Here is a 16,892-nt window from a genome sequence, read left to right on the forward strand (position 1 = left end):
AGATCGTTAGCATTCATGAATTGATAGATGGGATGACTAGCGCTAATGTCATCATAATTTCACAATTGAAGAAATGTATTCATTGAGAATGCTCCGTATGAATAAAATGAATGAAACGGATTGCATAAAAATGAATAGCAATGGATAGGATAGAAAGCTAATCTAGATTTAGATTTGTCATAATTATATAATGCCCCTGAAAACATTTACCAAGCAGTAGCATTCCCACATAGTAAGTCTTCTAAATAACGCCTGACATGATGAAAACTCATACTTTCTCGTCCCGAACAGGGATAATCCGCAATACTTGTGTTGCTGTCATCATTCTATTAACGCTCTTTTTCTCGAAATCGTATGCGCAAACTAAAGTTTTTGCAAATACCGTATCTGCTCAAAGCAGAGTCGACAATGCAAACAATGCAACTTTAGACAATAACACTTTCGCTACCGTTAATTCGTATGGCGGAATTGCTGTTGGTATTGGTAGCTATAGTGGCGAGTTGGAGTTGAAATATCCGGCAGCGGTTTCGGCGGGGGTAACCTCATATATCCGATTGGATTTTGATGGTGATATTCTGAATAGATTGCTGGGAGGTAGTTTAGGCGGCTTGCTTGCTAATGTAGGCGGTACTGTTATTCTGGGGAACCACTCTTTTCAGGTTGGGGCCAGAAACGGCAGTACGACTATACTAAGCGGAACGAGTACAGCAGCTTTTTCCGCAGAAAATTTACGTTTAGTAAAAGACGCAAATGGTTTCTTTTATGTAGCCATAACACCTACACAAGCTTATGATAGGGTATTTGTAAAAGATGTAACCAGCGCTGTATTGCTTGGTGTAACAAATAGTACTAAAGTATATTCGGCTTTTTACACCTCCGGAACGGATCCTTGTGCCCAGGCATTTGCCACAGGCTATGAAGGAACTGGTATTACACTCGATGCCTTGCAATTAGGCAGCTCAGGGGTAACCAATAGTGAAAGGGCTATAGATACAGATCCAAATAATTTTTCTAAGTTAAGTTTAGGTGTACTTGGCGTGGCTTCATCCATTAGCCAAAATTTTTATTTTACAACACCATCAAATGCTGGTGATGATTTTAACCTGAGATTAAGTTCTAGTCCGGCATTATTAACCGCTGGTGTTTTACAAAATATTTCGGTAACTGCTTATAACGGGAATACAGAGGTTTATAACGCCTCGGTATCAAGCCTGTTAAATTTAGATTTACTTGGCTTATTAAACAGCGGACAGGCCGCAACCATACCATTTTCTCCGGGTGTACCTTTCGATCGTGTTAAGGTAACCCTCGGTTCGTTACTTACGGTAAACCTTACGCAAACCATTAATGTTTATGGTGTAACCCGTTCGGCAGGGAGACCAACCTTTACTTCGCCTGCAAGCAATGCAATTGCTGCCTGTTACAACAGTACTGTAGCTTTAAATGCCACTACTCCAAGTACCAACGAATTGATCTGGTACGATACAGTTGAAGGCGGAACAGCATTGCAAACGGTTGCCTATAATGGAACCTATACTACACCGGCATTAACGGCTACTAAAACTTACTATGTGTCTGCCAGAAGATTAGGCTGTACAACAGAATCGGTAAGGGTTCCTGTTATAATTACAGTTAACCCACAAATTATTTTTAACGGTGCAACATTAAGCAATGCCACACCTGGTTTTGCTTATTCTAAACAATTAGATGCAGCTACAGGTGGAACATCGGGTTATACGTATGCTTTAGCAGCAGGAAGTACATTGCCTGCTGGTTTAACTTTATCATCAACCGGTGCAATAACAGGAACACCAACTGTAGCCAATGCCTATACTTTTTCGGTAGTTGCAACTGATGCCAAAGGCTGTAAAGCAACTGCAGACTATAATTTAACGGTAACGGCTTCATTGGTGCTTACGCCAGGTGCGTTGCCTGATGGTTTAACTGGAACGGTTTATCCAAGACAGACTATTCCAGTAGCAACCGGTGGAACAGGGCCATATACCTATACCGCAACCGGCGTTCCCCCAGGCTTAACTTTTGACCCAACAACAAGAGAAATTACCGGAACACCAACTCAACCCGGAATATATACTATACCGGTTACTGTTGTTGATGCAAACGGTAATACGATTACTTCAAATTATACTGTAAAAATAACTGATCCTTTATTGTTACCTACAGCAACTTTGGCCGATGGTACTACAGGAACAGTTTATACTACACAGATTATTCCAAGTGCAACAGGAGGAACTACGCCTTATACATATTCGGCAACGGGCCTTCCTCCGGGCTTAACCTTTAACCCGTCAACCAAAGCCATTTCTGGTACACCAACAACGGCCGGTACTTATACCGTACCTGTTACGGTAACGGATGCTGGTGGAAAAACGGTAACAACCAATTATACCATTAAAATAAACAACCCATTGTTGTTGCCGGCAGCAGTTTTGCCAGACGGCACAGAGGGAACGGTTTATACTACGCAAACTTTACCAGCTGCTACTGGTGGTGTGGGTCCTTATACTTATGTTGCAACCGGTCTTCCTGCAGGATTATCGTTTAATACAACTACTAGAGCCGTTACTGGTACGCCAACCCAGGCAGGTAATTATACAATTGGTGTTACCGTTACCGATAGCCAGGGTAAAACAGCAAGTAATACTTATCCGGTTAAAGTAAATGGAACCCTAACCTTACCAACGAAAACTTTACCTAACGGAATTGTTGGTACTTCATACTTACCACAAACTTTACCAGCGGTAACAGGTGGAACATCTCCATATACATATGTTGCAACGAATCTTCCTCCGGGATTATCGTTTAACCCAACTACGCGGGAAATTAGCGGAACACCAACACAAGGTGGTACCTTTAATATTTCTGTAACAGCTACAGATGGTAACAATAATAAAGCAACTACCACTTATGCCATAACAGTAACAGTAAATGCTCCGGTTGTGGCCTCTGCTACGGTATGTACAGGAAGTACCGCAACTTTAACCGTAAGCAATCTTCAAGCTGGTGTAACCTATAACTGGTATGCATCAACAGGAAGTACACCAATAGTAACGGGTAACAATGGTACTTTTGTAACGCCAGCAGTAAGTTCGGCAACTATATTTTATGTTGAAGCCGTTTCTGGAACAGCAATCAGTTCGCGAACATCAGTTACAGTTTCGGTTAACCCGCCTGCAAGTTTAGCAACTGTTACTACGAATAATCAGGTAATCAACTCTGGACAAACCACAACTTTAACTGCAACTGCCGATGCAGGAAATACCATCGCCTGGTTTGACGCTGCAACAGCAGGAACACAAGTTGGAACAGGAACATCATTTACCACCCCAGCTTTAACTGCTACCAAAATTTACTATATAGAAACTACAAGTACCAACGGATGTAAAAGTGCAACACGCGTTCCGGTAACTGTAACCGTAATTAATGGTGGCGGTGTTACAGCCTGTAATGCGGCTAACGGTCAAAGTACAGGTATAAACGGTATCTGTCTTTTATGTGGAATAACTGGCGCAGGTAACTCAACAGATGCTAATGCCAACAATTTCACCAGGATTTCTCTTGCTGTAGGTGTTACTGCAACTGGTTACCAACAATTGATTTTCCCATCAACAGGTGTGGCTACAGATAGTATCCGCTTAGATTTAGCTTTACCAACTGGTTTAGCTGATGTTGGTCTTTTAAATAATGTAACAGTTACCGTGTTAAATGGTACTACAGTTGTAAAAACGGTACAACTAAACGGTGGATTGTTAAATCTTCGCCTTTTATCCGGGAACCGTTTTACAGCAACTGTTTTAGCAGGCGGTGCATACAATAGGGTTCAGGTGAGCTTTGGTGCATTGGTTTCTGCTTTAACAAGCTTAGATATTTATGGTGCAACAGTAGTATACCCTAACCCAACATTTATCGCAGGTGCACAATCTATCTGTTCGGGTAGTACTGCAACATTAAATGCCACTGCAAACGGTGGTACAACTCTGGCTTGGTTCGACGCACCAACGGGTGGAACACAGGTTGGAACAGGTGCTAACTTTACTACTCCAGCTTTAACCGCTACTAAAACTTATTATGTTCAGGTAAGTAAAGGAACTTGTTCAAATACAACAAGAGTTCCGGTGGTGATCACCGTTAATCCGGCAATAGTATTTGCAGGTACAGCTCTAACCAATGCAACACTTACATCTCCTTATAGCAAACAACTTCCGGTAGCAACTGGCGGTACTCCTGGTTATACGTATACACTCGCTACGGGCAGTACTTTACCAGCAGGTTTAACTTTATCGCCAACTGGATTGGTAAGCGGAACGCCAACTGCAACAGGTAATCCGACATTCGATGTTGTAGCAACTGATACAAAAGGCTGTAGCACTACTGCAACCTTTGCTTTAACGGTAACACCGGCATTGGCTTTGGCTCCGGGAGCGTTGCCTAACGGTGTAACTGGTACTGCCTATACTACAAACGGAATTCCAGCTGCAACAGGCGGAACAGGACCATATACTTATTCGGCTACCGCTCTTCCTCCGGGATTAACCTTTAACCCTGCAACAAGAGAAATTACGGGTACGCCAACTCAAACCGGAAACTTTACTATTCCGGTTACAGTAACAGATGCAAATGGCAATACCATTACTGCCAACTACACGCTTAAAGTAACTGATCCGTTGGTTTTACCAGCGGCAACCTTAGCGAACGGAACAACAGGAACTGTTTATCCAACACAAACTATTCCATCTGCAACAGGTGGAACAACACCTTATACTTATGCTGCAACTGGTCTGCCTCCGGGATTAACATTTAATCCGGCAACAAGAACAATTACAGGAACGCCTACACAAGCTGGAACTTTCACCGTACCTGTAACGGTTACCGATGCTGATGGAAAAACAGCAAGCAATAACTATACAATAGTGGTGATTAATCCTTTATTGTTACCTGCAGCAACTTTGCCTGATGGAACAGAAGGAACAGTTTACGCTACACAAACTTTGCCATCAGCAACTGGTGGTGTTGGTCCTTATACTTATGTAGCAAGTAATGTTCCAGCTGGATTAACTTTTAACCCAGCAACAAGAGCACTTTCGGGCACTCCTACACAAGCCGGAAATTATTCTATCAGTGTAACTGCTAAGGATAGTGAAGGCAGAACTGCAAGTAATACCTATGCCCTTAAAGTAGTAGGTGTATTGTCATTACCAGGTGCAACTTTACCAAACGGTATTGTAGGTACACCTTACCCAACACAAACTTTACCAGCGGTAACAGGTGGAACGGCTCCATATACTTATTTAGCAACAAACCTTCCTCCGGGACTGAGTTTTAATACTGCAACAAGAGCAATTACAGGAACCCCTACTTTAGGCGGAACTTTTACGATCTCTTTAACTGCAACAGATGCAAATGGCAACAAAGCAACTACAGCATATAGCTTAACTGTAACCGTTAACGCTCCAGTAGTTGCCGCAGCAACAGTTTGCGCCGGAAGTCCAGCAACATTAAGCGTTAGCAATCTGCAGGCTGGTGTAACTTACAACTGGTATGCTTCTACAGGAAGTACACCATTGGTAACGAATAATACTGGTGTTTTTGTAACACCTGCTGTAACTGCTCCAACCGTATTTTATGTAGAGGCGGTATCTGGAACTGCAGTAAGTTCGAGAACTGCGGTTAACGTTTCAGTTAACCCGTCGGCAACTTTAGCAACAGTAACGACGAACAGCCAGATAATTAATGCTGGTCAGTCTACTACTTTACTCGCTACGGCTGATGCTGGCAATACCATTCAATGGTACGATGCTGCTACGGGTGGAACACAGGTAGGAACAGGTACTTCATTTGTTACCCCGGTATTATCGGCTACTACAACATATTATGTAGAAACAACAAATGCGAATGGTTGTAAAAGTGCAACCCGCGTTCCGGTGACCGTTACTGTATTAAATAATGGTGGTGGTACGGCATGTAACGCTGCCAATTCGCAAAACTCGGGTATAACCGGAATTTGTTTATTATGCGGTATCACTGGCGCAGGAAATTCTACTGATGCTGATCCTTCTAACTTTACCAGAATATCACTTTCGGTAGGTGTAGGTGCATCAGGTTACCAACAGTTAATTTTCCCTACAGTTGGAACAGCTACAGATAGTCTTCGTTTAGATTTAGCTTTGCCAGGCGGTTTATTAGATTTAACTGCATTAGGTAATGTTACTGTTAACATATTAAATGGTACTACAGTAGTTAGAACTGTTCAGTTAAATTCATCATTATTAAATCTTCAATTACTTTCTGGTAGCCGTTTTACTGCAACCATATTGGCAGGCGCTGCTTACGATAGGGTACAGGTTAGCTTTGGTGCATTGGTTACAGCTGTAACCAGTTTAGATGTGTATGGTGCAACTGTAATTTATCCAAGTCCAACAGTAACAGCAGGTACACAAACCGTTTGCGCCGGTAGCACAGCAACCTTAACTGCAACTGCAAAAGGGGGTACAACATTAGCTTGGTACGATGCAGCAACCGGTGGTACTCAATTGGCCACTGGCGAAACATTTACTACGCCAGCTTTAACAGCTACCAAAACTTATTATATTCAGGTAAGCAAAGCAGGTTGTCCGAACCCAACAAGGGTTCCGGTAACTGTAACAGTTACACCAGCATTACCAACACCGGTATTGGCAACAATTGCTAATGTGTGTGAAGGATCATCAGCAACTTTGTCGGTTGCTAATCCAGATGCTGCGGTAACTTATAAATGGTACGATGCTGCAACAGGTGGAAACTTAGTATTCACTGGCGCGGTATTCCCAACCCCGGCATTAACAGCCGCAACTACTTATTATGTGGAAGCATCTCAGGGCAACTGTACAAGTGCTGCACGTGCTGCGGCAGCAGTATCCGTAAACCCTCGTCCGGTTTTACCAGTAGTAACTGCAAGTTCATCAACAGTTAGTGCAGGTCAGACGGCTATTTTAACTGCGAGTTCTGCAGATGCAACCAATACTTTCAACTGGTATACTTCTAATACTTCAACTACACCAGTTTATGTAGGTGCTACTTATGTTACACCTCCGTTATTGGCTACCACAACTTATTATGTAGCATCTGTTTCTACAAATGGCTGTACATCAGCAACCCGCGTCCAGCTTACCATTACGGTTAATGGCGGTGGTCCAAACCCAGTGCCATGTGAGGCGGCAACCACACAGGTTAACGGTGTTAACGGTGTAGCTTTATTGTCAGGTGTGTTCAACCCAGCATTGGCCATTGATAACGATACCCAAACTGCATCTTCACTGGTAATGCCAGTAGGAGCGCTTGGTGCATCAGTTTATCAGAGAGTTGGTTTTGGGTCACTATCTAAAGTGGGTGATACAGTACGGGTTTTGGTATCATCACCAGGAAAATTATTATCACTTTCGTTATTAGGAAACGCTGCAATCACTACTTATGTTGGAACCAACAGTAACGGTGATTCGAAATTCTTAAATAATAACTTAATCGACATTCAGTTGTTAAGCGGTAATACCCAGGCTTTAATCACTTTTGTTCCAACGAATGTTTTCGACGGAGTAGAGGTAAGGTTAAACTCAGGTGTATTAGGTGCACTAACATCAATCAATTTAAATTACGCAAGACGCATTTTGGTAGCGCCTACTGTAACATCAGCAAATGTTACGGCTTGTGTTGGTCAAACTGCACAGCTTGAGGTTAGTAATCCATCGGCAAGTTTAACTTACAAATGGTACGATGCTACAGGTACATATATCACAGGTAAAGATGGTATCATATTTACAACTCCAGTTTTAACAGGCGACACTAAATTCTACGTTGCAGCAGTTTCTGCAACGGGTTGTGTAAGCTATAAAACAGTTGTCAATGTAACCACTAACCCAGCGCCGGTAACACCAGATCTACTTTCAGCATCTGTTAATACCTGTCCTAATACATCTGTTACTTTTCAGGTTAAAAACCCAATTGTAGGCACAACCTATAACTGGTACGACACCGCAACATCTACGACAGTATTATTTACTGGCGATAACTTTACAACACCATTAATTACCGCAAGCAGAAGTTATTTTGTAGCGGCGGTAAACAGTTGTGGTAGTCCATCAACCAGAACTGAGGCTAAAATTATATTGGGAACCATTGATGTTCCGGTAATTACGCCACCATCAATCACCATTAGTGAAGGTGCTGTTGCAGTATTAAAAGCAACATCGAGTACGGCAGGTGCAACCATTAACTGGTACACTACTGCAAACGGAACAGTTCCGGTATTTACAGGTGAAACTTATGTAACACCACAATTAAGTGCAACAACTACTTACTATGTGGAGGCTACGGTACCTGGTGGCTGTACTGCAACAAGCAGAGCAACGGTAACCGTAACTGTAATTCCTAATGGTAACCCTATAGCTACGCCTTGTGGAGCGGCTACAACAACAGTTGCAAGTGGTGTAACAGGCATAGGTGTATTGGCAGGAGTTTTCAACCCATCCTTTGCGGTTGATAATGACATCAATACAGGATCTAGCCTGGTAATCCCGGTTGGTTTATTGGGTGCATCTGTTTATCATCAGGTTGGTTTTACCGGATTATCAAATGTAGGTGATACCTTAAGAGTGAAAATTACCACTCCGGGTACATTGCTTTCGGTAGCTGTATTGCCAAACTTAACAGTAACTACATTCCAGGGTACAACCAGCAACAACGATGCAGTTTCTGTATCGAACCCATTAATCAGCCTAAAACTATTAACTGGTGGAACATCGGCCATATTAACTTTCGTACCTACCAGTAAGTTTGATGGTGTAGAGCTGAGATTAAGTTCAGGTCTGCTTGGTGCATTAACTTCTGTCAATTTAGATTATGCACAGCGGGTAATCACTACGCCAACAGTTACAGCTGCTACAGCGAGTGCTTGTCAAGGTTCATCTGCAACATTAAGTGTGCAGAACCCACAACCAGGTGTAGTGTACAAATGGTATAGGGGTGCAACTTATCAAACTGGAAAAGATGGAGCAACTTTCTTAACAGATCCAACCTTAGCTGCCGGAACTTATACTTATTCGGTAACAGCAACTGCTAATGGTTGTGAGACTGTGGGAACTAAAGTAACGGTAACCGTATTGCCTCCAGCGGTAACACCTATTCCATCTACCACCAATCCGGCTACAACCTGTATCGGTACACCTGCTACCTTAAGTGTACAGGCAGTTGCAGGTATTACCTATAACTGGTACGATGCAGCTATTGGCGGAAACATGCTGGTAACAAACAACAGTAGCTTTACCACATCTGCGTCACTTGCAGCAGGAACGTATACCTATTATGTTGAAGCCGTAAGTGGAGCAGGTTGTTCAAATCCAACGCGTGCTGCAGTTTCAATCAAGGTTAATCCATCAGCTTTGGCTACCGATTTAACGGTAACCGGAACAACTTCATTATGTGCTTCTGGTACAGCAGTACTTACTGCGGCGAGTACAACAGTAACCAGTCCGGTATTTACCTGGTATACTGATGCTGCTTTAACACAGGTTGCTTTTGTTGGGGCAGTATTTACTACGCCAGCAATTACCGTAACTACCAAATACTATGTTACCGTAAGCGGAACAAATAAATGTGCCAACACGGCGGGCAACGCTAAAGAGGTTACTGTAACGGTAAATCCTGTTGCCGGCCCAAGTGATATTAACTTAGCCGGAACCAGTACCATTTGCGGTGGCTCTTCCGTTACGTTAACAGCAACTAGCACAACAGTTACCAATCCGGTATTTACCTGGTACAGTGATGCTGCTTTAACAAAAGTAGCTCATACCGGTGCCAGCTTTATTACGCCAACACTCACTGTAACCACTACCTATTATGTAACGGTTAAAGGCGATAACAAATGTGAGAATACAACAGCTACAGCTAAACCGATTACCATTACGGTTAATCCGATTGCTACTGATGCTGACATTGCCACCAACGGTATTACGTCGATCTGTAAAGGATCAACCACTGCCCTGTCCGCTTCAACTACTACTGTAATTAATCCGGTATTTACCTGGTATAGCAATGCTGCTTTAACAACAGTAGCTCATGTTGGTGCTAGCTTTACCACACCTGTACTTAATGCAACCACTACTTATTATGTAACAGTAAGAGGTGATAATAAATGTGAGAACTTACCTGCAAATGCCAAGGTTGTTACCGTAACAGTTAAAGAGTTTGCTACATCTGCAGATATTGCAGTGAGCAACGCTAAAATCTGTGCAGGTTCTACTGTAATGTTAATGGCATCTAGCACAACAGTAACTCAACCGGTATTTACCTGGTATAGCGATGCATCGTTAACCACTGTGGTATTTACTGGTCCAACGTTTACAGTAACTGGATTAACGGCCACTACTTCTTATTATGTAACGGTTAAAGGTTCTAATAAATGTGAAAACACTGCGGCAGCTGCAAAAGTGGTAACCGTAACGGTTAATCCTTTGGCCGTTAGTACTGATATTATCCTCAGCGGAAGCACAACAGCTTGCGCAGGATCATCGGCGGTATTAACTGCAACATCTGCAACAGTAACTAACCCAGTATTTACCTGGTATAGTGATGCAGCCTTAACCAATGTAAGTTTCATTGGCGCAACCTATACTACGCCAGCATTAACCGGCACCACTACTTACTATGTAACGGTTAAAGGCGATAATAAATGTGAGAATGCACCTGGTACTGCCAGAGTAATCACCATTACTGTTAAGCCTGTTTCTACAGCTGCCGATATTAAAGCTGCTGATGCTACAATCTGCGCAGGATCTGGAACTACATTAGTGGCAAGTACAACAACAGTAACCAACCCAACATTTACCTGGTACAAGGATGCTGCTTTAACTTCGGTAGCATACGTAGGTACATCATTTGTTACCCCGGTATTAACTGCAACCACTAAATACTATGTTACGGTTAAGGGTGATAACAAATGTGAAAACTCAGGAATTACCGCAAAAGTGGTAACTGTTAATGTTAATCAGAGTGCTGTGTTAGCCGATATTACCTTATCAACCCCTACCTTGGTATGTGGATCGGGTACAGCGGTAATTACTGCAAGCTCAACAACAGTAACCAGTCCAATATTTACCTGGTACAACGATGCTTCATTAACGAGTGTTGCCTTTACCGGACCAATATTTACCACTCCGGTACTCACCAGCACCACTACTTATTATGTAACCGTTAAAGGAGCCAACAAATGCGAAAGCACTGTAGCAAATGCAGCTAAAGTGACTATTAAGGTTAATCCTATAGCAATTGCTAGTGATATCGTTGTGAATGGTTCAACAAGTGTTTGCGGAGGATCTGCAGCAGTATTAACTGCAAGCAGTACAACCGTAACCAATCCGGTATTTACCTGGTATACCAATGCAACACTAACCAATGTAGCTTTTGTAGGTGCAGTATTTACCACACCTGTATTAACTGCCAATACCACTTATTATGTAACTGTTAAAGGTGATAACAAGTGCGAAAACAGTGCTGCTACGGCTAAATCAATCAACATTGTCGTTAATCCTGTAGCTTCGGCAACTGATGTTACTGCTACAGATGCAACCATTTGTGCAGGATCGACAGCGAGTTTAGTGGCCAGTACTACAACAGTAACCAATCCAGTATTTACCTGGTATAGCGATGCGGCCTTAACAACGCCAGTATTTACCGGAGCAACATTTAAAACCCCGGTACTAAACGCAACAACTAAATATTACCTTACAGTAAAAGGCGATAACAGATGCGAAAGCGCTGCGGCAAATGCAAAAGTGGTTACCGTTAATGTAAATACAGGCGCAACAGCAGCTGATATTACATTATCTACCCCAGCTAGAGTTTGCGGATCAGGAACTGCAGTAATCACTGCAAGTTCTACAACGGTTACCAGCCCGGTATTTACCTGGTATAACGATGCTTCATTAACAAGTGTAGCATTTACAGGTCCGATCTTCACAACACCGGTATTAACCACTACCACTACCTATTATGTAACCGTTAAAGGTGCAAACAGATGTGAAAACACTGCAGCGAATGCCAAAACAGTAACGGTTACTGTTAATCCAATAGCAGCGGCAGCTGATATAACCGTAAATGGATCAACTTCAGTTTGTGCAAGCACTGCAGCAACATTGGCTGCAACAAGCACAACAGTAACTAATCCGATATTTACCTGGTACAGTAATGCAGCCTTAACAACTGTTGTATTTACAGGCCCAGTATTTACCACACCTGTATTAACTGCCAGCGCCACATATTATGTAACGGTAAAAGGCGACAATAAATGTGAAAACACTGCAGCAACAGCTAGGGCAGTAGCCATTACCGTAAATGCATTACCAGACAATCCGGTAGTGTCGGCCCCTAACGGAGGGATATGTGCTGGTGATGGAGCTACACTTACAGTTAGCAATGCACAAGCGGGTGTTACTTACGAATGGTACGATGCAGCTGTTGGTGGTAATTTATTATTCACTGGTACAACATACAATGTAACAGCCTTAAGTGCAACAACAGACTACTACATTTTAGCAATCGGAACGGGAGGCTGTAACAACAATGGTGGCCGTGTTAAAGTAACGGTTACTGTAAATGCAAAACCAACAGTACCAACTGTCGCTTCAACATCGGTTAGTGCGTGTACAGGAAGCCCAGCGGTGTTAACCGTTACAAACCCTCAGGCAGGTGTTACATATAACTGGTACACAGCTGCAATAGGTGGAACATTAGCCGGAACAGGGGTGAACTTTACTACTCCAGCAGTTAACGCAAACACCACTTACTATGTGGAAGGTGCAAACGGAACTTGTATCTCATCATCTAGAACGCCGGTAAATGTAATTGCCTTACCAGTACCAGTTGCACCAGCATCGGTAACAGCAGCAAACGGAACACTTTGCTCAGGTAGCTCGACCATATTAACCGTGAACAATCCGGTAACCGGAATAATTTACAGATGGTACGCGGCGAGCTCTAACGGACCAGTATTGGCAGAGGGTATAACCTTCACTACGCCAAACCTAAGTGCTACCACAATCTACTACGTAGAGGCGATAGCAGTAGGTGGTTGTGCAAGTCCAACAAGAACAGCTGTTACGGTAACGGTACTTCCGGTGTTAGATAAACCAGCGGTTGTAGTACAAACTACCACGGCGAACAGTGTAACGTTTGCATGGGCTGCGGTTGCAGGTGCTACAGCTTACGAAGTTTCATTAGATAATGGTTTAACATGGGTAAACCCAACAAGCGGACCAACAGGAACAACATACTTGATTGCAGGCTTGAAACCAGATCAAAGTGTAAGCATCCTTGTAAGAGCTAAAGGTCAGATTGATTGCCAAACCAGTGCAAACGGTTCAGCAACCGGTAAAGCAGCTAATCCATTCGGAGATCAGGTGTACATACCGAATGCATTTACACCAAATAACGACGGTAAAAATGATACATTCTTAATCTATGGCAATACCATATCAAGCGCCAAAATGAGTATTTATACACAGTGGGGTCAATTGATATTCCAATCAGATAACGTGGCGAATGGATGGGATGGAACTTTCAAAGGTGTAAATCAACCGATCGGAGTTTATGTGTACATGGTTGATATTACATTCACCAATGGAACAACATCATTGAGAAAAGGTACAGTAACGCTGATTAGATAAGAAGAGGATTAATAATAAACAGATAAAATCAAAGACCATGAAAATACTATCGGCTTTAAAAATATATGTTGCAGTGTTAGGACTACTGCTGTGTACAGCTAAGTCCTTTGCACAAACTGATCCGCATTTTTCACAATATTATGCAAACCCGTTATACCTTAATCCGGCTTTAACAGGTGTAATAGACGGCGATTACCGTGCAACTGTAAACTTTAAACAACAATGGAGCGCACTTAACAGTTCTTTCTTAACGGGCGGTGCATCTTTCGATCTTGCCCCGAAAAAGAACTTCGCTTTTGGTGCAACCATATTAAACCAAAGGGCAGGGGAGTTAGATTTTAACTACCTGTCGGCCCTGGTATCGGGCTCGTACCGTTTAAGATTTGGTGCCGAAGGTTTGCAGATGGTGAGCTTTGGTTTACAGGCCGGTGTAATTAACCGCAGTTTTGATTTCTCCCAGGCCAGGTTTGGTAACCAGTTTAATCCAATTACGGGTTATGATGGCGGAATGATGAGCGGTGAAACACTTTCATCTCAATCTTCACTGGTTCCGGATGTAAATGCAGGTATTATGTATTTTGATGGTAACCCAAACAAGAATGTAAACGTTTTCTTGGGCGCAAGTGCAGCACACTTAACCCGTCCTATGGATCGTTTCTCCGGGTCAAACTCACGTATCCCGATTCGTTTTACCGCACATGGTGGTGCACGAATCAAGGCTTCAGAGTCGTTGGATATTGTACCCAATGCATTGTTTATGTACCAGGGCAACACAAATGAAGTTTCGTTAGGTGCTTATGCGCAACTTAATGTTAATCCATCGGCAAACATTTTATTTGGTGGCAACTACCGTAATAAAGATGCTGCAATTGCTTTTGTTGGCCTACAGTTAAAAAACATGGTTTTCGGGTTGAGTTATGATGTAAATACCTCCGCTTTCAACCGTGCATCAAATAGTAACGGCGGTTTAGAGCTTTCTATATCCTTAATTGGCCGTAACGGTATTATTGGTCCAAACTTCTTTTGTCCACGCTTATAATTATTCAAATGAAAAAAATATTACTCTTTTTGTTAGTGGCATTTGGCGGTTTTGCAAACGCACAGTTTGTGGTAAATTATAAAAAGGTTGCAGATACTTATTTCGAAAATAAGGACTATTATGCTGCATCTACTTTTTATAAGAAAGCCTTAAAAATTACTGGCGATAGCACCCAGGCCATTTTACCCTACGGTAAGGAAAGAAAATCAGCGAAAGAAGATAAAATAGCAGAAGATTATGAAGGATCGATTTATAACCTTGCAGAATCTAGCAGGTTATATAGAGAATTTAATGAGGCTGAAAAATATTATGCGATAGCGATAACCTTTACCAATACACGTTTTAAAAAGGCGTTATTCTATTATGCAGAAAGCTTAAGGGCAAATAAGAAATTTAGCCTTGCAATCGATGCTTTTCAACAGTTCATCCAAAGAAACCCGGGCGATGCTTTGGCTAAAGATGCACAGAAGGAAATCGAATCATGTAAGTTTGCAATCGAAGAAATGCGTTTCCCACGTATGGTTCAGGTTAAAAAAGTACCTGGCAATGTGAATGGTTTAGGATCTAACTATGCAGCTGTTAAAATCAACAATGAGTTATATTTTACCTCATCACGTCCGGTTGCAGTGGGTAGTAAAAAAGACATGGTTAAAACAGATGCCGGAGAAATTCAGGTGTCAACCAAAACCAATCCATTTATCAACAGCATTTATGCCACTAAAGGTGAATTAACTTCAGCTGATATTGCGGTGAAAAAAATTGATATCAGCTTCGCTAAAAACACTGAAATTGCTGCAGCTGCTTTTACGCCAGATGGCAATACCGTATATTTTACGGCCTGGAAAGACAAAGAAAAATATGCGATTTACAGCTCGAAAAAAACTGGCGATAAATGGGCTGATCCACAACCGGTAGGTTTACAGGTAAACAGTAAAGATTTTAATTCATCACAACCTTTTGTTACCGGTGATGGTAAGTTCCTTCTTTTCTCTTCTGATAGAAGCGGTGGCTATGGTAAATATGATCTTTGGTACTGTACCGTTCGTGAAGATGGATCTCTGGGGCCGGCAGTAAATTTTGGTCCAGGCATTAATACCGCAGATGATGAGCGCGCACCTTATTATAACTCATTAACCAAAAAGCTTTTGTTCAGTACCGATGGCAGAATAGGTTTTGGTGGTCTTGATTTCTTTGAATCAGAAGGTGATCTTGTAAATTGGACAACTCCAAAAAACGCAGGCTATCCATTCAACTCATCAAAAGATGATCTTTACTTCACTGCAACTGATGACAAAGGAACGAAAGGGTACATTAGTTCTGATCGCGAATCGTCATGCTGTTTAGAAATATTTGAACTAAAAAAAGAATACCTGTCAATTGCGGGAATTTTAACTGATTGTAAAACCAAATTGCCTTTGGCGGGTGCCAATGTAACCCTGAGCAATGCGGAAGGCACACAAAAAGTTACAACCGGTACCGATGGTGTATATAAGTTTAAAGTAGATTCGAAAAGGCCGGTCAAATTGCTTTTCGCAAAAGATAACTACTTTGCCGTAACCAAAAACTATGCTTACGAAGAACTGGCAAAAGCAGATACTTTAGTTTATAAGGATTACTGTTTAAGTCCTTTCAAAATCGGTATCCCAATGGCATTAGAGAATGTGTATTACGAATTTAACAGTGCCGAATTAACCGAACCTTCTAAAAAAGTGTTAGACTTCCTGATCCCGATTATGGAAGATAACCCTGAAATGGAAATCGAGTTAGGGTCTCATACCGATAACATTGGAACTGACGAGTATAACCTGGATTTATCAAACAGAAGAGCAAAATCTTGTACTGATTATTTAGAGAGTAAAGGCATTGCTGCTGCCAGAATGACTTCGAAAGGTTATGGAGAATCAATGCCGATTGCGCCAAACGAAATTATAGTTAAACGCAAGAAAAAGGATAACCCTGCAGGAAGAGCAAAAAACAGAAGAACAGAATTTAAAGTGACCAAAAAATAAAATACGATTAACATCCCGGTAAGCCATCTTTCTCTTCAGGAAGATGGCTTTTTGTTTTTATAAGTATTATGCGCTGGTCGGGAATTATAGTCCCGATCTGTTGTGCCGTGGAGTTCACACTTTGCAATTAAC

The 16,892-nt window shown here is 42.1% G+C and carries 3 protein-coding genes; all 3 read left to right on the plus strand.

The features are described 5' to 3' along the window. Positions 1 to 257 precede the first annotated feature (257 nt). From AC04Q1_RS11135 to AC04Q1_RS11145, 3 genes are read left to right on the plus strand one after another with little or no spacing between them, the layout of a single operon-like run. Positions 258 to 13,712 (plus strand): Ig-like domain-containing protein, encoded by a 13,455-nt coding sequence (locus tag AC04Q1_RS11135; RefSeq protein WP_478364575.1) that lies wholly within the window; start codon positions 258 to 260, stop codon positions 13,710 to 13,712. Positions 13,713 to 13,749: 37 nt separating this feature from the next. After that, a complete protein-coding gene (locus AC04Q1_RS11140) occupies positions 13,750 to 14,751 on the plus strand; it encodes a PorP/SprF family type IX secretion system membrane protein (RefSeq protein ID WP_478364577.1) in 1,002 nt (333 codons plus the stop codon). Between the two features lie 8 nt (positions 14,752 to 14,759). Then, a complete protein-coding gene (locus AC04Q1_RS11145) occupies positions 14,760 to 16,760 on the plus strand; it encodes an OmpA family protein (RefSeq protein ID WP_478364579.1) in 2,001 nt (666 codons plus the stop codon). Positions 16,761 to 16,892: the final 132 nt, after the last annotated feature.

This window comes from Pedobacter humicola, assembly GCF_056490705.1.